At 63.0% G+C, this 21,013-nt stretch carries 20 protein-coding genes; 13 read left to right on the forward strand and 7 right to left on the reverse strand.

What is annotated here, in order from left to right; translation table 11 throughout:
- The first annotated feature begins 18 nt into the window (after positions 1 to 18).
- Positions 19 to 954 (forward strand): 3-keto-5-aminohexanoate cleavage protein, encoded by a 936-nt coding sequence (locus EN885_RS23085; RefSeq protein WP_128243442.1) that lies wholly within the window; start codon positions 19 to 21, stop codon positions 952 to 954.
- On the forward strand, positions 951 to 1,268 hold the full coding sequence (locus EN885_RS23090; RefSeq protein WP_245493128.1) for an acyl-CoA thioesterase: 318 nt from the start codon (positions 951 to 953) through the stop codon (positions 1,266 to 1,268). Before EN885_RS23085 ends, EN885_RS23090 begins: the two co-directional genes overlap by 4 nt.
- Positions 1,269 to 1,538: 270 nt before the next feature.
- On the opposite strand, the gene EN885_RS23095 is transcribed toward EN885_RS23090, so the two are convergent.
- A complete protein-coding gene (locus tag EN885_RS23095) occupies positions 1,539 to 1,904 on the reverse strand; it encodes a helix-turn-helix domain-containing protein (protein WP_128243443.1) in 366 nt (121 codons plus the stop codon).
- A gap of 108 nt (positions 1,905 to 2,012) precedes the next feature.
- Between EN885_RS23095 and EN885_RS23100 the strand changes: the two genes are divergently transcribed.
- Positions 2,013 to 2,717, forward strand: coding sequence for a glutathione S-transferase family protein (locus tag EN885_RS23100; RefSeq protein ID WP_128243444.1), 705 nt, complete (start codon positions 2,013 to 2,015; stop codon positions 2,715 to 2,717).
- Positions 2,718 to 2,809: 92 nt separating this feature from the next.
- Here the strand turns inward: EN885_RS23100 and EN885_RS23105 are convergent, their stop codons facing one another.
- Positions 2,810 to 3,181, reverse strand: a complete 372-nt coding sequence (locus tag EN885_RS23105; RefSeq protein ID WP_095485621.1) for a helix-turn-helix domain-containing protein — start codon at positions 3,179 to 3,181, stop codon at positions 2,810 to 2,812.
- Between the two features lie 94 nt (positions 3,182 to 3,275).
- Between EN885_RS23105 and EN885_RS23110 the strand changes: the two genes are divergently transcribed.
- Both EN885_RS23110 and EN885_RS23115 read left to right on the forward strand, forming a co-directional pair.
- A complete protein-coding gene (locus EN885_RS23110) occupies positions 3,276 to 4,025 on the forward strand; it encodes an SDR family oxidoreductase (RefSeq protein WP_095485622.1) in 750 nt (249 codons plus the stop codon).
- Positions 4,026 to 4,258: 233 nt separating this feature from the next.
- The gene (locus tag EN885_RS23115; protein ID WP_127290469.1) at positions 4,259 to 5,086 is read left to right on the forward strand and encodes a DUF2189 domain-containing protein; all 828 of its coding nucleotides are present in this window, start codon (positions 4,259 to 4,261) and stop codon (positions 5,084 to 5,086) included.
- A gap of 114 nt (positions 5,087 to 5,200) precedes the next feature.
- Here the strand turns inward: EN885_RS23115 and EN885_RS23120 are convergent, their stop codons facing one another.
- Both EN885_RS23120 and EN885_RS23125 read right to left on the reverse strand, forming a co-directional pair.
- Complete coding sequence (locus EN885_RS23120; protein ID WP_127290471.1) at positions 5,201 to 5,833, reverse strand: LysE family translocator; 633 nt, start codon at positions 5,831 to 5,833, stop codon at positions 5,201 to 5,203.
- 172 nt (positions 5,834 to 6,005) lie between these two features.
- On the reverse strand, positions 6,006 to 7,958 hold the full coding sequence (locus EN885_RS23125) for a pilus assembly protein (RefSeq protein ID WP_128243445.1): 1,953 nt from the start codon (positions 7,956 to 7,958) through the stop codon (positions 6,006 to 6,008).
- Positions 7,959 to 8,298: 340 nt separating this feature from the next.
- Here EN885_RS23125 and EN885_RS23130 point away from each other — a divergent pair, with 340 nt between their 5' ends.
- Both EN885_RS23130 and EN885_RS23135 read left to right on the forward strand, forming a co-directional pair.
- A complete protein-coding gene (locus tag EN885_RS23130; protein WP_128243446.1) occupies positions 8,299 to 9,159 on the forward strand; it encodes a TIGR01459 family HAD-type hydrolase in 861 nt (286 codons plus the stop codon).
- Positions 9,160 to 9,185: 26 nt separating this feature from the next.
- Positions 9,186 to 10,169 carry a bifunctional riboflavin kinase/FAD synthetase gene (locus tag EN885_RS23135; RefSeq protein WP_128243447.1) on the forward strand — a complete coding sequence of 328 codons (984 nt, stop codon included), beginning with the start codon at positions 9,186 to 9,188 and terminating at the stop codon, positions 10,167 to 10,169.
- A gap of 58 nt (positions 10,170 to 10,227) precedes the next feature.
- Here the strand turns inward: EN885_RS23135 and EN885_RS23140 are convergent, their stop codons facing one another.
- Positions 10,228 to 10,782, reverse strand: a complete 555-nt coding sequence (locus EN885_RS23140) for an HdeD family acid-resistance protein (RefSeq protein WP_095485827.1) — start codon at positions 10,780 to 10,782, stop codon at positions 10,228 to 10,230.
- Between the two features lie 208 nt (positions 10,783 to 10,990).
- Here EN885_RS23140 and EN885_RS23145 point away from each other — a divergent pair, with 208 nt between their 5' ends.
- Positions 10,991 to 11,803: a MipA/OmpV family protein gene (locus EN885_RS23145; protein ID WP_127204651.1), complete on the forward strand. Its 813-nt coding sequence runs from the start codon at positions 10,991 to 10,993 to the stop codon at positions 11,801 to 11,803.
- Between the two features lie 104 nt (positions 11,804 to 11,907).
- On the opposite strand, the gene EN885_RS23150 is transcribed toward EN885_RS23145, so the two are convergent.
- Positions 11,908 to 12,093, reverse strand: coding sequence for a hypothetical protein (locus tag EN885_RS23150; RefSeq protein WP_127204652.1), 186 nt, complete (start codon positions 12,091 to 12,093; stop codon positions 11,908 to 11,910).
- 43 nt (positions 12,094 to 12,136) lie between these two features.
- On the opposite strand from EN885_RS23150, the gene ileS reads away from it, so the two are divergent.
- Complete coding sequence (gene ileS, locus EN885_RS23155; protein WP_127204653.1) at positions 12,137 to 15,136, forward strand: isoleucine--tRNA ligase; 3,000 nt, start codon at positions 12,137 to 12,139, stop codon at positions 15,134 to 15,136.
- 310 nt (positions 15,137 to 15,446) lie between these two features.
- On the forward strand, positions 15,447 to 16,124 hold the full coding sequence (locus tag EN885_RS23160) for a hypothetical protein (RefSeq protein WP_128243448.1): 678 nt from the start codon (positions 15,447 to 15,449) through the stop codon (positions 16,122 to 16,124).
- 23 nt (positions 16,125 to 16,147) lie between these two features.
- On the opposite strand, the gene EN885_RS23165 is transcribed toward EN885_RS23160, so the two are convergent.
- On the reverse strand, positions 16,148 to 16,600 hold the full coding sequence (locus EN885_RS23165) for a nucleoside deaminase (protein ID WP_095485627.1): 453 nt from the start codon (positions 16,598 to 16,600) through the stop codon (positions 16,148 to 16,150).
- 77 nt (positions 16,601 to 16,677) lie between these two features.
- On the opposite strand from EN885_RS23165, the gene EN885_RS23170 reads away from it, so the two are divergent.
- From EN885_RS23170 to EN885_RS23180, 3 genes are all read left to right on the forward strand, one after another.
- A complete protein-coding gene (locus tag EN885_RS23170; RefSeq protein WP_128243449.1) occupies positions 16,678 to 18,837 on the forward strand; it encodes a pseudouridine synthase in 2,160 nt (719 codons plus the stop codon).
- Complete coding sequence (gene rsmD / locus EN885_RS23175) at positions 18,818 to 19,372, forward strand: 16S rRNA (guanine(966)-N(2))-methyltransferase RsmD (RefSeq protein WP_128243450.1); 555 nt, start codon at positions 18,818 to 18,820, stop codon at positions 19,370 to 19,372. The genes EN885_RS23170 and rsmD overlap by 20 nt, the downstream gene beginning before the upstream one ends.
- 97 nt (positions 19,373 to 19,469) lie before the next feature.
- Positions 19,470 to 20,834, forward strand: coding sequence for a pitrilysin family protein (locus EN885_RS23180; RefSeq protein ID WP_126107022.1), 1,365 nt, complete (start codon positions 19,470 to 19,472; stop codon positions 20,832 to 20,834).
- Positions 20,835 to 21,013 lie beyond the last annotated feature (179 nt).

Here is a 21,013-nt window from a genome sequence, read left to right on the forward strand (position 1 = left end):
ACAAGGGAGACTCCAACCATGAAGAAATCGCCGAAAGTCGTCATCACCTGTGCGGTCACCGGCTCGATCCACACACCGACGATGAGCCCGTATCTGCCGATAACGCCGTCCGAGATCGTCGATGCGGCCGTCGGCGCCGCCGAAGCCGGCGCCTCGGTGATCCATCTGCATGCCCGCGACCCCGAGACGGGCAAACCGACGCCCGATCCCAAGCTCTTCATGGACTTCCTGCCGCGCATCAAGCAGCAGACCGACGCCGTGATGAACATCTCCACCGGCGGCGGGCTGAAGATGACCCTTGAAGAGCGCCTTGAGGCCGCTCACGCTTCGAAGCCGGAACTCTGCTCGCTCAACATGGGATCGATGAATTTCGCCCTGCACCACATCGCGCCGAAATATACCGAATGGAAGTACGACTGGGAGAAGGGCTACCTGGAAGATACGAAGAAGGGCATCGTCTCCAACACGTTCGAGCAGATCGAGCGCATCATCGTCGAGGTCGGCCAAGCCTATGGCACGAAGTTCGAGTTCGAGTGCTATGATGTCAGTCACCTCTACACGCTTGCGCACTTTCTCGACCGGAAGCTGCTGAAACCGCCGCTTTTCGTTCAGACGATCTTCGGACTTCTGGGCGGAATCGGCGCCGACCCAGAAGACATGATGCACATGCGCAGGACGGCGGAGCGACTGTTCGGAGACGACTATCTCTGGTCGATCCTTGCCGCAGGCAAGCACCAGATGAGCCTCTGCACGATGGGCGCGATCATGGGCGGCAATGTGCGCGTCGGTTTGGAAGACAGCCTTTATGTCGGCAAGGGCACGCTCGCCAGGAGCAATGCCGAGCAGGTTGCCAAGATAAAGCGGATCCTCAACGAATTGTCGCTTGAAATCGCAACGCCGGACGAAGCCCGTCAGCTGCTGGATCTCAAGGGCGCAAACGAGGTCGGGTTTTGACGGCCCCCGGCATCGAAACCTATGTCGGCGTGGTGCATCCTTGGATGTGCGACGCGATGGGCCACCTCAACGTCCGTCACTACGTCGCCATGTTCGACGACGCCAGTTTCCAGCTACTCGGCAGGATTGCCGATCCCCGTCTGACGCCGTCACTCGGCTGGGCGGACGTCAGGATGGAGATCGACTACACGCATGAAACCGCGGCGGGAACGCTGATCACCGTCCGCACCGTTGTCGAAAAGGTCGGGAGGTCGTCGCTGACTTATCTGCATGAAATGCGTGGCTGGACGAAGTACTGCATGCGCGCTCGTTGACCGTTACGGTACGATTCGATCTGAAGTCACGCAGCAAGATCGACCTGGATGCGGATGCGCGTCATGCGGCCACGAAACTCCTGAGGGTTGAAGGCGATACACGCCGGTGACGGTGAGCAAAGTGTCGTGACGGCACAATTCGGCAATGACGGCCTCTGGCGCTACCCGCGCTTCTGGCGCTGCCTGCGCATTCCGGTATCCGACCCGGCCGGCAGATCCTACCCAAAGCGGTTGCCCAGCCTCAGGCTATCAAGCGTCAGATTTTCACCACTAGGCCGCCTTCACCAGCCTGGCTTCCGCCGCCGACCCGACCCGGCCGGCCCGATCGTCCTCGATAACTTCCCACCAGTCGCCCAGGGCGTCGATGAGCGGCACAAGCTTCAGGCCAGGCGCTGTGAGGTCGTAGTCCACGCGTAGCGGATAGCCGGCATGCGCCGTTCGCCGCACGATCCCGGCCTCTTCCAGCTTGCGCAGTTCCAGCGCCAGAATGCGGTGCGATACGGTCGGGTTGTCACGCCTCAGATCGCTGAAGCGCTTGGTCCCGTCTTTCAGATAGTAAAGCAGCAAAGTGGGCCAGCGACCGCTGAGCACACGCATGGTTTCTTCGATCGGGCAGCGTGAGACGACATCTTTCATGGCGGGGACCTGGTTACAGAATAGTGCGTAATTTACATGGGGCGACCAGCGTTTAGGGTCAAGTTTCGCTGCGCAGCGTGATCCCTAAATCATGGAAGAGACAAAGAAATGGAACCTATCCTCCTTTACGGCATCCCGGCGGGAAGTTCGATGGGGCTTGTCGCTGCTTTTGAACGCGTCGGACAGCCCTACCGCCTGTGCCGCGTCGACATGCTCGCTGAAATGAAGAACGACGCCTATGCCAGCATCAACGGCCGTCAGGAAACGCCGGTGTTGATCACGGACCAAGGCAAGGTGCTCACCGAGACCATGGCGATTGCCGCTTGGCTCGAAGCCCGCGACACGCAACGTCGTATCAGCTTCGACCCTCGCTCGCCGGAAGCCGATCGGATGCATCAGCTGATGGCTTTCGTGAACACCGGCTTCACCGCCGCTTTCACCCCACTCTGGGCCGCATATGAAATGGAATCGGCCGAGCCTGTCCTGCTGGCGACCTTGCGCGACTTCGGCCGCAAGGCCGTTACCGAACGCCATGACCGGCTTGAGGCGATGATCGCCGACACCGACTTTCTGGTCGGCGACCGCCTGACGCTTGCCGACACCACGCTGATTGGCGTGGCACGTTGGGCGGGATTCCACCAGGCCGTCGACGCGACGAGCTACCCCAAGCTGGCTGCGTTGCGCGGCAGGATCGAAGCCGATCCGGCCGTGCGATATGCGCAAGCCATCGAGGATGGCGAAAAGCTCGCTGGTTCGGGCGCCTGCCTCGGCCATGTTCCATTGGCCGAGGTGATCGAACGCTTCGCTGCCTAGTTTTGTCACGCGTCTCACCGCGCGGCGCCAAAGTGTGGCGCCGCGCGGTGACCGGCTGTGGCTTGGTCGGGCAGGGTGGAGAATCCGTCAAGTCAGGTGATCAGGTGGGATGCGTTGACACGCATCCAGTGGGCCAGCGAATCCAGCGTGCCGCGCAAGGTTCTGCCCAGCGGCGTTATCTCATACTCCACGCGCGGCGGCATCTCGGCATAGACCCTCCGATAGACCAGGCCGCGATGTTCGAACAGGCGCAGCTGCCGCGTGAGCTCCTTTTGCGTAATCGGCGCGACGGCCCGCTGGAGCTCGCCGAAGCGGATCGGGCAACCGGTGACGATCAGGCGATAAAGAATGGGAATGGCCCATTTTCCCGAAACCAGATTGACGAAATCGATCATCGGGCAACGATCGGTCGCGCCATTTCCGCCTTCGATTGGCGGGACCTCGATGGCTTTTGCCTGTGCCATGAAATTATTTCCTTTAGTACCCATTCGGTGCCTACTATACAAAGCATACTATCATGCAAACAATGCCGTTCTCATCTCATTGGGAAGGCAAATCATGGGTCGCTTAAAAGGCAAATATGCCCTCATCACCGGGGCAACCAGCGGCATCGGTCTCGAAACCGCGCGCCAGTTTCTGGCCGAGGGCGCTACGGTGGCAATCACTGGCAGAAACCCGTCCGGGCTCGACGCTGCGCAGCGCGAGCTGGGCGGATCGGCGCAGGTGATCAGGAATGATGCCGGCAATCTCGCCGATCAGCGTGCGCTTGCCGCCGAGCTTGCGCAGCGCTGGCCTCGGCTCGATATACTCAACGTCAACGCCGGCGATGTGATGCACCAGCCGCTGCAGGATTGGGACGAGGTGGTCTACGACCGTCTGATGCAGACCAACCTGAAGGGGCCGTTCTTTCTGATCCAGGCCCTGTTGCCGATGTTTTCCAACCCGTCGTCGATCATTCTGTGCGGCTCGGTCAGTGCCCATATCGGCCTGCCCCAGAGCAGCGCCTACGCCGCCAGCAAGGCGGGTCTCCTGTCATTGGCGCGCACCCTCTCGGGGGAGATGATCGAGCGCGGTATTCGCGTCAATGGCCTCAGCCCCGGCCCGACCGAGACGCCGGCCCTGGGCAAGCTGGGTCTGCCCGAAGCGGAAGAGAAGGCGCTGGGCGATCGGATACGCGCGCTGGTGCCGATCGGCCGGATGGGCAAACCCTGGGAGCTCGCCAAGGCGGCGGTGTTTCTGGCCTCGGATGAGTCGAGCTTCGTCGTCGGCACGGAACTGCTCGTCGATGGCGGCGTCGGAAATCTCTAGAGCATTTTGCAGCCAAGTGGTTACACTTGGCGTCGCACAAATGCGGCTGAAACACAGATAAAGCGGGATGCCCCGTTCAACCCAAATGCATCCCGCTCTAGCCGGATTTACCATCGCGACCGTCGACTTGGCGACAATCACCCCTAAATCGACTATCATAGTGCTTGTACGAGAAGTGGCAGCTACGGGCGGCCATCCTGGCGGTGACCGCCCCGACACACGGGAGAATGGTCATGGCAAGCTTTCATGTCATGTCGGACGCACGTGGAATGCACGTGCAGCCCACGGTGCGCCGCATCACGACGGCGGACCTGATGGATGTGCTGCGGCTCGGCGTCGAGGATTTCTGGGCCAAGCCATCGCATTACGTGTTCCTGTGCCTGATCTATCCGGTGGTCGGATTGATCCTGGCGCAGTGGACGACATCCGGGTCCTATGCCATCCAGCTCCTCTACCCGCTGATGTCCGGCTTCGCCCTGCTTGGACCCTTCGCCGCGATCGGGCTCTACGAGATCAGCCGCCGCCGCGAACTCGGCATGGACACGTCCTGGTGGCACGCGCTCGATGTGCGTCACTCGCCGGCGCTGCCCGCGATCGCGGTCATCGGCGTCATGCTGGTGGCACTGTTCCTGCTCTGGCTGTTCACCGCGCAATCCATCTACACCAGCCTGTTTGGCAATCAGCCGCCGGCCTCGATCGGCGGCTTTGTGCGCGAGGTGCTGACGACGACCAAAGGCTGGACGCTGATCCTGCTCGGCAATGCGGCTGGGTTCGTTTTCGCCGTGATCGTGCTGGCGACGACCGTCATCGCCTTTCCGCTGCTGCTCGACCGCGATGTCGGCGCTGTCTCGGCAATCGAGACCTCGGCACGGGCGGTGATGGCTAACCCGCTGCAGATGGCGCTGTGGGGCTTGATGGTCGCCGTGCTGCTGGTCATCGGCTCGATCCCGCTGTTTGCCGGGCTCGCCGTCGTCATGCCCGTGCTTGGCCATGCGACGTGGCATCTCTATCGCAGGGTGGTCGAGCCGGAGCGGGTGCAGCAGGACCGGCGGCCGATGTAAGCAAGCGCAGCGGTGCCGCCGCTCTATCTTTTTGTTTGAGCATCGGATTTTCCCAAAACCGGTATCCACCCTCGGGTCAGGCCCGAGGGCATGCTTTTGGATCCGATGCTCAAGTCAACGCTGCGCGTCGGTCGCCATCTTCAGGGCCAGCACGGTCAGCACCGTGCCCATCATCCAGCGCTGGATCACCAGCCACAGCGGCCGGCCGGCGAGGAAGACGGCGATCGAGCCGGCGGTGACCGCGATGATCGCGTTGACGGTGAGGCTTATCGCGATCTGGGTGGTGCCGAGCACCAGAAGCTGCGACAGCACGTGGCCCTTACCGGGGCTGATGAACTGCGGCAGCAGCGACAGATAAAGCACCGCCACCTTCGGGTTGAGCAGATTGGTCATCAGGCCCATGGCGAACAGTTTGCGCGGCCTGTCCTTCGGCAGTTCCCGAACCTGGAACGGCGAGCGTCCGCCTGGCCTCACTGCTTGCCAGGCAAGCCACAAGAGGTAGAGCGCGCCGGCAAAGCGCAGCACGTCATAGGCGTAAGGCACGGCAAGCAGCAGCGCGGTGATGCCGAATGCCGCCGACAACACGTAGAAGACAAAGCCGAGCGCCACGCCACTGAGCGAAATCAGGCCGGCCTTCGGCCCCTGTGACAGCGACCGCGAGATCAAATAGATCATGTTCGGGCCAGGCGTCAGCACCATGCCAAGGCAGACCAGCGCGAAGGCGAGATGGTTGGCGGCGTCGGGCACGGGCGCATCTCCGGTGGCGGTGGGGACACTCACCATGTCCGTTCGACCGCCGCAAGGGCAAGGTGGCGATAGCCTTTGCGCCAGCCCCGCTGTCAGCCGGAAGAACGGTTAGGTCAGCGATCCTTCGCCCCCTTTGTCCTGCCAACCTGTCATTTCTGGGCGATGGCGCCCCTCAGCCGACGATGCGCAGGTTCGACAATTCGTTGGCGATTTCCTTGAAATTGTCTGACAGAGTCGCCCCGGTAGCGTTCCAGAACAGCTTGGCCGGCTTGGTCGGATCGGTGGGATCCTTGCGGAAGCGCGAGTCCGAGGAGCATGCCTTCAGGGCGTCGAGCGCTTTCTTGTCGCCGGCGTCGGTGGTCGACAGGTCGAGCGCAACGGTCATGACGAGAACGTTCGAATTCTTCGCATTGGCGCAAAGGGTCTGCATCTGCTCGTCCAGCGCGGCCGTGTAGTTGCCGCCGGTATAGGTCGTCTTGCCGATGTCGGTGCTTGTGTTCATGAACAGGCGCGTCACGCTTCCCGACCCTGGATATGTGAGGCCGGTGTAGCCGTAAGCGGCATAGGTCGACCTGTTATTGGCATAGTCGCTGTCGCTGACGGCGCTGTAGGTGTTGGCGCCGTCGGTCAGCACGATGACCACTTTGTCGTTGCCCTTTTCGGCGTTCGGTCGGCCTTCCGTGAAAGGTTCGTTGCTCGACACCGTCCGCCAGCCCCAGGCAAGGCCTTCCGGCACGTTGGTGTTGCCGTTCGGTGCCATGGCGTCGATGGCGTCGTTGATCTCCTCTTTCTGGGCAAGCTGGCTTACGTCTTTGAGCGTCGTGACCGGGTTGGTCGTGCAGGACGCATTCGGGCCGTCGCCCGCGGCAGCCGACTTCGAACCGTAAGGCTTCACCAGGAAATATTTGCGCATGTCCGACTGCCGCTGCGAGGCGGTTGGGCTATCGCTGTAATACGGCCAGTCGGCCCACCAGTTGTTGCCGTAGCTATAGGACAGGTAGGTCGCGTCGTTGACACCGTCTCGGTCGAAATCGAGCCAGAGGGTGCCAGCTTCGTCCGGCGCAAACATTGGCACGAACAGCGTGGCAGGCGCGGCGCTGGTCGGCGTCGTGTCGTCGTTATTATACGGGTACGGCCTCGCCTCCACGCAACCCTGCCAGCTCGCATAGCGGCTGGTGGTGTAGATGTATTCCGGGGTGGTCCAATGGCCGCTGCTGCAGTTGCCTTTTTTGTTATAGGTGTCGCAGATGTACTGTTTCGTGTTAGGCACTTCTTCGCGGCCGGACTCGACCGTGATGTCGGCGTAAAGGCTGAAGCGGGTCAGTGGTTGATCCTGAGTGTCGCCCCAGCCGGTGCCGCGCTTGTACCAGACGCCGTTGAGCTTCTCGGCGTATTTGTCCGGATTGTTGGCGGGGGTCATCGTCGTCCAATCGAAATCCTCGTGCTGGATCGGGGAGATGCCGTCCTGATCCATCCAGCCTTCTTGGTCATGGGTGGGGCCGACATTGACCGAAGCAGCGAACGGCACGAGGGAGAACTGCACCGGTTTGCTGACCTGCTTCATCTGCTGTGCCTGCAGCGCCAGCGTGTCGACAAGCTGCTTGGCGGCAGTCTTCAGCAGGTCTATTCGCTTCACGCCGGTGCCGGAACCGAGGTTGTTCATCGAGCCGGAATTGTCGAGCACAAGGGCTACTTCCAGCGTGTTCTTGAGGCGGATTTCCGAGCAAGCCGTGAAGGCTGTGCCGCTCCCACCCGTCAGCATGGCGGCAGCCGGCAGGAAATAAGGCGTATACGTCAGGGCGCTGCAGAGCTTCAACGTGCCGCCACCCGCATTGTTGTTGGGCAGGGTGACGGTAAGCGACGTATTCGCCGGATCGACGGGACCAAGATTGGCTTCGAAGAAGGTCTTGGCAAAGGCCACGGTGTCGGCGTCGCTTGCGCCGGCGACGATGTGCTGAGCGGTGGCGAGGCCGGCGGCGTCAAGGGCGTTCAACGTACCGTGCTTCTGGCGGAGCAGTTCCGAGTAATCGACGCTGAGCGCCAAGCCCCCCATGAGCGGCACAATCGTGATGGCCGTCATGAGCGTATAGTTGCCACGCCGGTCCCTACCGAATTTACGGAACATTGCCTTCAGAACCCCGCCAGAACCCTTTGTCGGCGAACGATGCCACCAATAGTTAAATTTCAGATTGCTAAAATATGTCCAAGATCGGCACAGTTTTTTAAAGCTCGTTAACCATGCCGCAGATGGCGGCAGTGCTGCCCACGATTGGACCCCGGGGAAGACTCCGCAATGGGCTAAACCTCTGGAAAGAGGCGGCTTTTATGCTTTGTGCGCCTGCCTTGATCATCGCCAGGCAATCCTGAACGTTGCGAAAGCTGGTGACAGGATCAAGCGCTTCGGTTAATGCGGGCCTGCCGCACGGACCGTCGGTAGCGGCCGATCATGACTTGGGAAAAATAGTATGGCGGATTCACCCGACATCATCGGCTCGCTCGCAGATTTGTCGGGAGCCTATTCGGCCATCCTGTGCGATGTCTGGGGCGTGGTTCACAATGGCGAACGGCATTTTCCGGCCGCGGCTCTGGCGCTGGCCACTGCGCGCGAGGCGAAAATACCTGTCGTGCTGATCACCAATTCGCCGCGGCGAAGCACCGACGTGGTGGCGCAGATGAATGCGATCGGTGTTCCCCCAAGCGCCTATGACCGCGTCGTCACGTCCGGCGACGTGACCCGCGACCTGATCATCGAGGGGCCGCGAAAAATCTTCCACATCGGCGGTGATCGCGATCTCACGCTCTATGACGGTCTTGATGTCGAGCTCGTCGAGGAGTTCGAGGCGTCCGGCGTGGTCTGCACCGGGTTGTTCGACGACGAGGTGGAGAAGCCGGAAGACTACGCCGAACTTCTGCGGCGGTTGCGCGCCAGGAACCTGCCGTTCATCTGCGCCAATCCCGACATCGTGGTCGAGCGCGGCGAGCGGATGATATGGTGCGCAGGGGCCTTGGCCCGCGACTATGCCCAGCTCGGCGGGCGCACGCTGATCGCCGGAAAACCTTATGCCCCCGTCTATGACGTCGCGATGAAAGAGATCGCCGAACTGCTCGGCGGCCCGATCGAGCGCTCGGACGTGCTGGCCATCGGCGATGGCATGATGACCGACATCAAAGGTGCTGCCGACAACGGCTTCGACGTGCTCTACGTATCGGGCGGCATCCATGCCCGCGACTATGGCGATCCGCTACAACCGGATCCGGCCAGGCTAATTGCCTTTCTGGAAAAGCACGGCTACCGGCCGGTCGCGGTCATTCCGAGACTGCGGTAGGGTCGCTCGATGACGGAAGCCTCGAAATGACGCAAGCCTTCGAACGCGTTTCTGCAATCTCGCCGCTGCCGGCCCATTTGCGCGGCGGCGTGGTGGCGATCGGCAATTTCGACGGCGTTCACCGCGGCCATCAGGCCGTGCTCGAGCGCGCGCTTGCCGAGGCCCGCCAGCGCGACGTGCCGGCTCTGGTGCTGACCTTCGAGCCGCATCCGAGAAAGGTGTTCCGGCCTGATATACCGCTGTTCGTGCTGACGCCGCCGCCGATGAAGGCACGACTGCTGTCGTATCTAGGCTTTGCCGCACTCGTCGAACAGCCGTTCACGCGCGACTTCGCCGCGCTGTCGGCGGAAGCGTTCGTGACCGACGTGCTGGACAGGAATCTCGGCATCGTTCACGCCGTGACCGGCTTCGACTTCCACTTCGGCAAGGACAGGCAGGGCGGCCCGGCCTATCTGATGGCGGCCGGCGAACGCCACGGCTTCGGTGTCACGCTGGTCGACGCGTTTCGCGACGAGGGCGCCGAGGTGGTGTCGTCGAGCCGCATTCGCGCGCAGCTCGGCGAGGGCGAGGTGACCGAGGCCGCCGGCCTGCTCGGTTATCGCTTCACGGTCGAGAGCGAGGTGATCGGCGGCCAACGGCTTGGCCGGACGCTGGGCTTTCCAACCGCCAATATGAGGCTTTCGCCGGAAGCCACTCTGAAGGAAGGGATTTATGCCGTCCGCTTCCGTCGCGCCGACGGCAAGCTTCATGACGGCGTTGCCAGCTTCGGCCGCCGCCCGACCGTCGACGACAACGGCACGCCGCTTCTGGAAACCTTCGTTTTCGATTTTTACGGCGACCTCTACGGTGAGATATGCGCGGTATCCTTCTTCGGCTTCCTGCGCGCCGAGGTGAAGTTCGACGGGCTCGACGCGCTGGTCGCGCAGATGAAACGCGACGAAGCGGAGGCGAGGGCGCTGCTGGCCGGCGTCAGCCCGCTTTCCGAGCTCGACGCGGCCATTGCTTTCTAAAGCATGATCCCAAAAAGTGGGAACCGGTTTTCGGACAAGATCATGCTAAAACAAGAACCTATTTCTTCAGCGCCAGGCCGACGGCAATGAAGGCCCAGCCCTGGAAGATCAGGTCGATAGCGAGAAACAGTCCCAGCACCCATACGCTGTTGACTGGCCAGCCCATGGCGATGACCAGGCCTGCCAGCGCGCTGATGACACCCGCCGCAACGAGCCAGCCCCAACCCTTGGCCGGTCTGTGCTTGTACCCGACCCAGGCCCTGAGCACGCCTGAAGCGAGAAGGGCGACCGCCAGCAGGAAGGTCAGCACCGCCGAGGCCAGCAGCGGATTATAGAAGGCGAAGAACCCGGCGACTGCATAGAGAAGACCGCTGAGCAGCCAATAGAAGAACCGGCTCCATGTCTTCACACCGAAGGCATGCATGATCTCGATGACACCGGCCATCAGCATCAGCCAGCCGACGACGTAGACCGAGGCGACCGTGGCAATGAACAGATTGCCGAAGGCGATGCCGCCGAGGATCAACAGCAGCACGCCGAGCCCGACGAACCACCCCCATTTCGCCTGTGTCTGCCCAATCGCATCCTTTAAAACATCGCCTTGCAGGGTCATTGCCGCCATCTCCATCGAAGTTGCCTGGCATCTTGCCAATTGGAGGGTAGCGCCGAAGGCCTTGCCCGTCCAGCGAGCAGCGTGCGCCAGACGCATGCCAAAAAAGCGAGGAAGCGTTTCGAATTTAAATCAAAGTTTACTGAACCGGCGCCATGGCTCTTGGCCAGGCCGGTTGTTCCTGCCGGTGTTCCGTGCGTATGGAGTGACGATGCGTTCTGTCAGGGTGTTTCAGCTGGTCTTGGCCACCTTCATGCTTGGCGCGCCCGGTGCCGCCGAAGCAGGCGAGGGGGCCTTGGGCTGGCTGTCCGGCGACTGGTATCTGACGGTCGGCGCCACCGGCATGGTCGCGCCGGATTTCGAGGGCAGCAAGAAATACCTGCTCAGCGCCTCGCCGATCATCTCGCTCGGCAAGGCGGGTCCCGCGGCCCGCTTCACCTCACGCAACGACAACATCTCGCTGGCGCTGATCGACGATGGCGGCCTGCGCGCCGGCCTGACCGGAAAGATCCTGTTTTCGCGCGATGGCGGCGACGCCGACGAGCTGAAGGGCCTCGACCCGGTGCGCTGGGGCGGCGAGGCCGGCGGCTTCTTCGAATTCTATCCTTTTGACTGGTTGCGCGCTCGCGCCGAATTGCGGCACGGCATTCGCGCCCATAGCGGCTTTGTCGCCGACATCGCCGCCGACGCCTTTTATGATGTGACGCCGGAGGTCAGGATTTCGGGCGGGCCGCGCGTTTCGTTCGCCTCATCGGACTATTTCGACGCCTATTACGGCGTCAATGCCGAGGAAGCCGTGGCTTCGGGCCTCAGCGAATACCATCCGGGCGGCGGGGTGAGATCGGCGGGCCTTGGTGGCGCGGTGACCTGGAAGGTGACCGAGCCGATGACGGCCAGCCTGTTCGGCGAATATTCGCGCCTGATGGCTCCGGCGGCCGATTCCAGCCTGGTCAAGGAGCGCGGCGACCGCAACCAGTTCACGATCGGCGTGTCGACGACTTATCGGTTTGATTTCTCGATGTGATGTCGCGGGTTGTGTATTGCGCGCAGCCGCATGGCTCAGGCGACTATGCCGTAGGCGATGCGGTTCGTCTTCCACGCAATTGGTACACGCTCCTAGGGCAAGCATCAGAGTTCGGGCTTTTCAATATCGGCTGTCTCGGTTAAAAGCCCTGCGATGAAGAGCTTTTCGCGCCTTCTCGCGCTGACGATACGAATTACAAGCCCGGTGTTCCGGGCGGCCTGACCGCCGCCGGAGCCGCCGGGAATTTTGCGCACGGCCTCTCGCGCTTTTTCCAGATCATGATAGTTCAACACCCGGGCTCTTTTGCCGCCGGGCAATGCATATGGCAGACCAATGACCGACACCCCAACGACCGACGCCGTCGAAACGATCGACTATTCCAAGACGCTTTATCTGCCGCAGACGGACTTCCCGATGCGCGCCGGCTTGCCCGAGAAGGAGCCGTTGCTGGTCAAGCGCTGGCAGGACATGGACCTTTACCGCAAGCTGCGCGAAAACGCCGCCGGCCGCGAAAAATACGTGCTGCATGACGGGCCGCCCTACGCCAACGGCAATATCCACATCGGCCACGCGCTGAACAAGATCCTCAAGGACGTCATCACCCGCTCGTTCCAGATGCGCGGCTATGACTCAAACTATGTGCCCGGCTGGGATTGCCACGGCCTGCCGATCGAATGGAAGATCGAGGAGCAATACCGCGCCAAGGGCAAGAACAAGGACGAGGTGCCGGTCAACGAGTTCCGTAAGGAATGCCGCGAGTTCGCCGCGCACTGGATCAAGGTGCAGGGCGCAGAATTCCAGCGGCTGGGAGTCGTCGGCGATTTCGACAATCCCTATACGACGATGGCGTTTCATGCTGAGGCGCGCATCGCCGGCGAATTGTTGAAATTCGCCACGTCGGGCCAGCTCTATCGCGGCTCCAAGCCGGTGATGTGGAGCGTGGTCGAGCGCACCGCGCTGGCCGAGGCCGAGGTCGAGTACCAGGATTATGAGAGCGACACGATCTGGGCGAAGTTTCCGGTCGTCAGCCTCGCTCGTCAGGTCACCAACGTCGAAGATGGGCAGCCAGCCTTGGATCCAAAGCTGACGGAGACGTCACTGGACTTGCTGGAGGCCCACGTTGTCATCTGGACGACGACGCCGTGGACGATCCCCGGTAACCGCGCCGTCAACTATTCGCCACGCATCAACTATGGCCTCTATGAGGTCACGGCAGCGGAGAACGCTTTCGGCCCGCAGTCCGGCGAAAGACTGATCTTTGCCGACGCTCTGGCGGAAGAATCCGCTCTCAAGGCCAAAGTGACGATGAATCGTCTTCGTAGCGTTTCCGCCGAAGAGCTTGGAAGCCTTACGCTTTCCCATCCCTTCAAAGGTTTGAATGGCGGTTACGATTTCCCCGTGCCGATGCTCGCCGGCGATCATGTCACCGACGAAGCCGGCACCGGCTTCGTCCACACCGCGCCGGGCCATGGCCGCGAAGACTTCGACGCCTGGATGGATGCTGCGTCGGACCTGCGCCAGCGCGGCATCGACACCGCCATCCCGTTCACCGTCGACGATGCCGGCTTCTTCACCAAGGATGCGCCGGGCCTTGGCCCGGACCGCGAGGGCGGAGCTGCGCGCGTCATCGACGACAACGGCAAGAAGGGCAATGCCAACCAGGCGGTCATCGACGAGCTGATCAAGCGCAACGCGCTGTTCGCGCGCGGGCGATTGAAGCATTCCTACCCGCATTCGTGGCGGTCGAAGAAGCCGATCATCTTCCGCAACACGCCGCAATGGTTCGTCTATATGGACAAGGAACTGGGCGACGGCACGACGCTGCGCAGCCGTGCCTTGAAGGCGATCGACGACACCCGCTTCGTGCCGGCCGCCGGCCAGAACCGCATCCGCGCCATGATCGAGGAGCGCCCCGATTGGGTGCTGTCGCGCCAGCGCGCCTGGGGCGTGCCGATCGCCGTCTTCGCCGATGCCGACGGCAACGTCCTGCGCGACGAGGCCGTCAACCAGCGCATCATGGATGCCTTCGAGAAGGAAGGCGCCGACGCCTGGTTTGCGGCCGGCGCCAAAGAGCGTTTCCTTGGCAATCACGATGCCTCGATATGGCAGCAGGTTATGGACATCCTCGACGTCTGGTTCGATTCCGGCTCGACCCATGTCTTTACGCTCGAGGATCGTCCGGACCTGAAGTGGCCGGCCGACGTCTACCTGGAAGGCTCCGACCAGCATCGCGGCTGGTTCCATTCCTCGCTGCTTGAAAGCTGCGGCACCAGGGGCAGGGCGCCTTACGACACCGTCGTCACCCATGGCTTCACCATGGACGAGGAGGGACGGAAAATGTCGAAGTCGCTCGGCAACACCGTGGTGCCGCAGGACGTCATCAAGCAGTCGGGTGCCGATATCCTGCGGCTATGGGTGGTGACGACCGATTACTGGGAAGACCAGCGGCTCGGCAAGAATGTGCTGCAGACCAACATCGACGCCTACCGCAAGCTGCGCAACACCATCCGCTGGATGCTGGGCACGCTTGCCCATGACGATGGCGAGGAAGTGCCGCTGGACAAGATGCCGGAGCTGGAGCGGCTGATGCTGCACCGGCTCTCCGAACTCGATGAGGTCGTGCGCGCGGGCTACGACGCGTTCGAGTTCAAGCGCATCACCCGCATGCTGCTCGATTTCATGGTGGTCGAGCTGTCGGCCTTCTATTTCGACATCCGCAAGGACGCGCTGTACTGCGAGGCCCCGTCCAGCGTGAAGCGCAAGGCCTCCGTTCAGGTGGTGCGCCATCTGTTCGACTGCCTGGTGAAATGGCTGGCGCCGATGCTGCCCTTCACGATGGAGGAAGCCTGGCTCGACCGTCATCCTGACGCCGTCTCGGTTCATCTCGACCAGTTTCCGCAAATCCCGGCCGACTGGAAGAACGAGGCGCTGGCGGAAAAATGGCGCAAGGTCAGGCAGGTCCGCCGTGTCGTCACCGGCGCGCTGGAGATCGCACGCGCCCAGAAGGTCATCGGCTCGTCGCTGGAAGCGGTGCCGGTCGTCACGCTCGACGATGCGGCGCTCGAAGCGGCGATATCAGATGTCGACATGGCCGAGATGGCGATCACCAGCGATCTGGTCATTGCGCATGGCAGCGCGCCTTCTGGCGCCTTCACGCTGGACGACGTCAAGGGCGTCGCCGTCGTGGTCGAGAAGGCCGAGGACCGGGGCCTGGTCAAATGCGCGCGCTCATGGCGCTATACCGCAGATGTCGGCAGCGACGCGGAATTCCCCGATGTTTCGGCCCGGGATGCCGCTGTGCTGCACGAGTTGAAGTCGCTTGGTCGTATATGATGCATGTCGCCCAAAAGTGTGAAGCGGTTTTGGGATAACGACATGCACAGCCGCCATATCGGTGCATGTCGCCCAAAAGTGTGGAGCGGTTTTGGGATAACGACATGCACAGCCGCCATATCGGTGCACAAATGCCACGGCGGGCGGCTGATCGGCCCCCGCGCGTTGCCCTTAACGAGTGGTTGAGGTAAACACGCGAAACTCCGGACGACAAATTGTCGCCGGATTTCCGTCGGAAGAGCATAAGCGATGGGGACCGGACCTTTTGGCCGGTGCGATCGAGAGGCTGTCTAGAGTGGGACTTTTTGGCATGACCGAAAGAACTTGCGCGCGCGTTGCGCTGCTGGCGCCGCTTGTCGTATCCGGCCTGGCCCTGTCCGGCTGCATGGGCTCGCCGACCTACGGCACCGACAAGCCCGCCGCTGCACAGCTTGCCGGCGATCTCACCAGCGCTTTTTCAGTCGTGCCGAAGAACAAGGACAGGATCGACTACAAGCCGCGTCCCGAGCTGGTGAAGCCGGCGCCGGGGCAGAAGGAACTGCCGCCGCCGCAAGACAGTATCGCGACGGCGAGCGCCGATTGGCCCGAATCGCCGGAGCAACGCCGTGCTCGCCTGCGCGCCGACGCCACGCTCCATCAGGACGATCCGGACTACCAGGCGCAGATCGTCGATGACGTCCAGACGGATCCAATGGCGATCAAGGCTGCGATGGCGCAGTCGGGATCCAGCCATCCGCCGGCCTGGACTCCGGCGGATTCGGACAAGGGCCGCGCCGCCGAGGTCAAGCGCCGCCTCGCCCAAGGCAAGCAGGGCGACCCGAACACCCGCAAATATCTGAGCGAGCCGCCCGTGCAATACCGCGCCGCTGCCGGCACCGCGCCTGCGGGCGATCTCGGCGAGGACGAGTACAAGAAAGAACGCCGCCTCAAGAAGGAAGCGGCCGCCAAGAACAAGAGCGGCGGCATGTTCGACTGGCTGCCGTGGTAAGCTGCTAGGGAAAGCTGGCGCCGCTACGGTTCGCGTCGCTCCCTGAAAAAATCCTTCAGAAGCAGCGCCGCGTCGCTCTCGGCCATGCCTGGGTAGATGTCTGGCACATGGTGGCAGGTCGGTGAGGCGAAGAAGCGGACGCCGTTGACCACAGCGCCGCCCTTCTCGTCGGCGGCGCCGAAATAGAGCCGGCGCAGCCTGGCGAAGGAAATGGCGCCGGCGCACATGGCGCAGGGCTCCAGCGTCACATAGAGATCGTGGCCGGTGAGCCGCTCGCTCGACAGCTTGCTGCAGGCTTCGCGGATCACCAGCATTTCGGCATGGGCCGTGGGATCGGCAAGCTCGCGGGTGCGGTTGCCGGCACTGGCAACGACCGTATCGCCGCTGGCGATGACCGCGCCGACCGGCACTTCGCCGCGCAAGGCGGCAGTTTCGGCCTCTTTCAGCGCCAGCGCCATGAAATCCGGCCGCCTCAAGCGGTTTCCATTCCTATTATCTCCTCGCTACTCAGGCGCGATCCTGTTATCTACCCGCCCAAACGAGCAAAGGCCACATGGACGACAAAAACAAGAAATTCCCGGGTCAAAAAGGCCCGCGCAAGAACGGCCCGAAACCGTCGGGCCCGCGTGGTCGTGACGCCGCTGCCGGCAAAGGCGGTAAGCCGTCTTTCGGCGCGAAAAAACCTTACGCGCCACGCGGCGACCGACCGATGGCGGCTGATGGCGAGCGGCCGAAGCGCGACTTCAAAAGCGGCGATAAGCCGTTCAGCAAGGGACCGCGCCCTGAAGGCAAGCCCTATGAAAAGCGCGAGGGTCCACGCAAGCCCTACGCGCCGCGCGGCGACCGGCCGATGGCGGCTGATGGCGAGCGGCCAAAGCGTGACTTCAAAAGCGGCGATAGGCCATTCAGCAAAGGGCCGCGTCCGGAAGGCAAGCCCTATGAAAAGCGCGAGGGGCCGCGCAAGCCATATGCGCCGCGGGGCGACCGCCCGATGGCGGCCGAAGGCGAGCGGCCGACGCACGACTTCAAGGGCGGCGACAGGCCGTTCGGCAAAGGGCCGCGTCCGGAAGGCAAGCCTTATGAGAAGCGCGAAGGTCCGCGCAAGCCCTACGCGCCGCGCGGCGACCGGCCGGCGGCTGCCGAAGGCGAGCGTGGCGAAAGGCGCTTCGACCGTCCCAAGGGAGACTTCAGTGATCGCCCCAAGCGCGACTTCGGCGATCGGCCCAAGCGCGATTTCGGCGGTGATCGACCCCAGGGGACATCAGGCGGTGGTTTCAAGCCGCGCCCGCGTCCCGCCGAGGCGACGGAAGAGGCTGGCGAGCGCATTGCCAAGCGGCTGGCCCGCGCCGGCCTTGCCTCGCGCCGCGATGCAGAGGAGCTGATCGCAGCCGGCCGCGTCAAGGTCAATGGAAGGGTGCTGTCCTCGCCCGCCTTCAATGTGATGCCCGGCGATATCATCCATCTCGACGGCATGGAGATCCCGCCGATCGAGCGCACCCGGCTGTTCCTGTTCCACAAGCCGGCTGGCGTGGTCACCACCAACCGTGATCCCGAGGGCCGCAAGACCGTCTTCGACGTGCTGCCGGCCGACCTGCCGCGGCTGATGACCATCGGCCGGCTCGACATCAACACCGAAGGGCTGCTGTTGCTTACCAATGATGGCGGCCTGTCGCGCGTGCTCGAATTGCCGGCCACCGGCTGGCTCAGGCGCTACCGCGTGCGCGTCCACGGCAAGGTCGAGGAAAGTGCGCTCGCCGGCTTGCGCGAAGGCATCGCCGTCGACGGCGTCTTCTACGGCGCCATCGAGGCGACGCTCGACCGCGAGCAAGGCACCAATGCCTGGCTGACTCTCGGCCTGCGCGAAGGCAAGAACCGCGAGGTCAGGAACATACTGGGCTCGCTTGGTCTCGACGTGACACGGCTGATCCGCATTTCATACGGACCGTTCCAGCTCGACGACCTGCCCGAGGGCCATGTGCTGGAGATCAAGGGCCGCGTGCTGCGCGACCAGCTCGGCGAACGCCTGGTAGAGGAATCCGGCGCCAATTTCGACGCCGAGATCACCAAGCCGTTTTCCAACAAGCCGGTACGGCGTGAAGCGGTGCGGGAAGAGGAACCGGAGCGGCCGAAATTCACCCGCGACGGCGAACGCCGTCCGATCGGCGAAGGCGGATTGATCAAGAACCGCAAGCGCCGCGAAGGCAGCCGCGACGAGGCGCTGGGCAAGCTGTCGACAAGTCCTGGCAGAAGCTTTGGGCCGGAAAAGAGCTTTGGTGAGCGTGGCCCCAAATCTGAACGGAGCGGGCCCGAACGCGGCGGCTTTGGCGATCGCGGCCCCAAATCTGAACGTAGCGGGCCAGGCGGCTTTGGCGGCAGACCGGGCGGTGGGAAGAAGTCCGAACGCGAGCAGCGCCCGATCGAGCCGCCGGGCCAGCGCAAGGCCAATGTCTGGATGGCGCCAGGCGCGCGGCCGATCGGCAAAGGCAGGGCGGAGGCCGATGCCGCCAAGGCAGCCGAAACCAAGGCACGCAAGGCCTCGTTCAAGCCGTCCTATGGCAAGCCCGCCAGTGGACCGGGAGGTGGAAAACCCGGAGGCGCAAAGCCGTTCGGCAAGCCGCGTGGCGAACGCCCAAATTCCGGCAAGAGTGATGGCGACCGGCCGCGCAGTGGCCCTGGGGGATCAAGGGGAGGCAATGCGGATCGTCGGCGGTGAATTTCGCGGGCGTCCGCTGGCGACGCCCCGTTCAAGCGCCATCCGCCCGACGACCGACCGCACGCGCGAGGCTGTCTTCAACGTGCTGGCGCATCGCTTCCCCGATAGGCTGGACGGGGCGCGTGTGCTCGACCTGTTCGCCGGCACCGGCGCGCTCGGCCTCGAGGCGCTGTCACGCGGTGCGTCTTACGGCGTCTTCATCGAAGAATCGGCCGAAGGGCGCGGCCTGATCCGCACCAATGTCGAGGCCTTCGGCCTGACCGGGCGCACCAAGATATTCCGCCGCGACGCCACGGCTTTGGGCGAGGCGGGCACGATGGCCGCGTTCAGCCTGGTATTCGCCGATCCGCCCTATGGCAAGGGCCTGGGTGAGCGTGCCTTGCGCTCGGCCAAGGCTGGCGGCTGGCTCGCGCCCGGCGGGCTCTGCGTCGTCGAGGAGGCGGCGGTGGCGCCCTTCGAGGCAGGGCCGGGCTTTTCGGTTGTCGACGAGCGCAGCTACGGCGAGACCGTCATCCGCTTCATCGAAGCCGCCTGAGTTCGGCCGCCTTTGCGCGCGAAAATGACCAACAAATCACTTTGCCTGTTTCGCAATCCCCGCCTATCGTCCCACCCCATGACACCTGGAGCCATTGATGACATCTCAGGCTGAATGGCTGCGCGGAACGCTCTTGGCGCTGGCTCTCGTGATGACCGGCCCGGTTCTGGCCGACACCAAGCCGGACGACGGCAAGGTGACGGATTTCCTGCTCGATAACGGCATGGAGGTTGTCGTCATTCCCGATCACCGTGCGCCGATCGTCACTCATATGGTGTGGTACAAGATCGGCAGCGCGGATGAGCCGCCGGGCAAGTCCGGCATCGCCCATTTCTTCGAGCATCTGATGTTCAAGGCGACGACCAATCATGCCGCCGGCGCGTTCGACCGCGCCGTCTCCGCCATCGGCGGTTCCAACAACGCTTTCACCTCATATGACTACACCGCCTTTTACGAGACGGTGGTGCCGCAGGCGCTCGAGCAGATGATGGACTTTGAGGCCGATCGCATGCGCAACCTCATCCTCAACGACGATGTCATCGCCACCGAGCGCGACGTGATCCTCGAGGAACGCCGCTCGCGCATCGACAGCAATCCGCAGGCAGTGCTCGGCGAGGAGGTCGACGCCACGCTCTGGCAAAACCAGCCCTACCGCATTCCGGTGATCGGCTGGATGCAGGAGATGGAGAAGCTGAACCGCACCGACGCCAAGGCTTTCTACGACAAATATTACACGCCCAACAACGCCGTGCTGGTGGTGGCCGGCGATGTCGAGCCGGAGGTGGTCAAGGCGCTGGCCGAAAAGACCTATGGCAAGATAGCGCGTGGTCCAGACCTGCCGCCGCGTATCCGTCCGGTCGAACCCGAGCAGAACACTAGGCGCACGGTGACGCTCACTGACGCGCGCGTCAGCGTGCCCAACTTTTCGACGCAATGGGTGGTTCCCTCCTATCACACTGCAAAGCCGGGCGAAGCGGAAGCGCTGGACCTGCTGGCGGAGATCCTCGGCGGCGGTAGCCGCAGCCGGCTCCACCAGCAGTTGGTCGTCAAGCAAGGCATCGCCGCCGAGGCCGGAGCCTTCTTCCAGGGCACCATGCTCGATGCCAGCAACTTCACCGTCTATGGCGCGCCGCGCGGCGACGCCAAGTTGGCCGACGTCCAGGCGGCAGTCGAGGTCGAGGTCGCCCGCATCGCCAAGGACGGCGTCACACCAGGCGAGTTGGAGAAGGCCAAGGATCGTTTCGTTCGCTCGATGATCTTCGCCCGCGACAAGCAGGATTCGATGGCCAACATCTACGGCGCGACGCTCGCCACCGGCGGCACCGTCAGGGATGTCGAGGAATGGCCGGGCCGCATCCGCAAGGTCACCGCCGACGAAGTCAAGGCGGTTGCCGCGCGCTACCTCAATCTCAACCATTCGACATCAGGCTATCTCTTGCCGCAGACACAGGCAGGGAATTGATTTGATGATGAGGAAACAGCATAGCGGCGACTTCCCTTCTCCCCTTGTGGGAGAAGGTGGATTGGCGCGCAGCGCCAAGACGGATGAGGGGTGTTGGAAGAAACTCCAACGCTGCGATCCGTCCAGCACCCCTCATCCGTCGCCTTCGGCGACACCTTCTCCCACAAGAAGGGGAGAAG

Origin of the sequence: Mesorhizobium sp. M6A.T.Cr.TU.014.01.1.1 (assembly GCF_004022765.1) — a bacterium.
Classification (GTDB): Bacteria; Pseudomonadota; Alphaproteobacteria; order Rhizobiales; family Rhizobiaceae; genus Mesorhizobium; species Mesorhizobium mediterraneum.

Excerpts from the sequence above, each read along its gene's own strand:
- EN885_RS23180 (WP_126107022.1), top strand. The coding sequence starts at position 19,470 with ATGACATCTCAGGCTGAATGGCTGCGCGGAACGCTCTTGGCGCTGGCT.
- EN885_RS23100 (WP_128243444.1), top strand. The coding sequence starts at position 2,013 with ATGGAACCTATCCTCCTTTACGGCATCCCGGCGGGAAGTTCGATGGGG.
- ileS (WP_127204653.1), top strand. The coding sequence starts at position 12,137 with ATGACCGACACCCCAACGACCGACGCCGTCGAAACGATCGACTATTCC.
- EN885_RS23115 (WP_127290469.1), top strand. The coding sequence starts at position 4,259 with ATGGCAAGCTTTCATGTCATGTCGGACGCACGTGGAATGCACGTGCAG.
- EN885_RS23135 (WP_128243447.1), top strand. The coding sequence starts at position 9,186 with ATGACGCAAGCCTTCGAACGCGTTTCTGCAATCTCGCCGCTGCCGGCC.
- rsmD (WP_128243450.1), top strand. The coding sequence starts at position 18,818 with ATGCGGATCGTCGGCGGTGAATTTCGCGGGCGTCCGCTGGCGACGCCC.
- EN885_RS23085 (WP_128243442.1), top strand. The coding sequence starts at position 19 with ATGAAGAAATCGCCGAAAGTCGTCATCACCTGTGCGGTCACCGGCTCG.
- EN885_RS23170 (WP_128243449.1), top strand. The coding sequence starts at position 16,678 with ATGGACGACAAAAACAAGAAATTCCCGGGTCAAAAAGGCCCGCGCAAG.
- EN885_RS23095 (WP_128243443.1), bottom strand. The coding sequence starts at position 1,904 with ATGAAAGATGTCGTCTCACGCTGCCCGATCGAAGAAACCATGCGTGTG.
- EN885_RS23145 (WP_127204651.1), top strand. The coding sequence starts at position 10,991 with ATGCGTTCTGTCAGGGTGTTTCAGCTGGTCTTGGCCACCTTCATGCTT.
- EN885_RS23130 (WP_128243446.1), top strand. The coding sequence starts at position 8,299 with ATGGCGGATTCACCCGACATCATCGGCTCGCTCGCAGATTTGTCGGGA.
- EN885_RS23125 (WP_128243445.1), bottom strand. The coding sequence starts at position 7,958 with ATGTTCCGTAAATTCGGTAGGGACCGGCGTGGCAACTATACGCTCATG.
- EN885_RS23140 (WP_095485827.1), bottom strand. The coding sequence starts at position 10,782 with ATGACCCTGCAAGGCGATGTTTTAAAGGATGCGATTGGGCAGACACAG.
- EN885_RS23105 (WP_095485621.1), bottom strand. The coding sequence starts at position 3,181 with ATGGCACAGGCAAAAGCCATCGAGGTCCCGCCAATCGAAGGCGGAAAT.
- EN885_RS23160 (WP_128243448.1), top strand. The coding sequence starts at position 15,447 with ATGACCGAAAGAACTTGCGCGCGCGTTGCGCTGCTGGCGCCGCTTGTC.
- EN885_RS23110 (WP_095485622.1), top strand. The coding sequence starts at position 3,276 with ATGGGTCGCTTAAAAGGCAAATATGCCCTCATCACCGGGGCAACCAGC.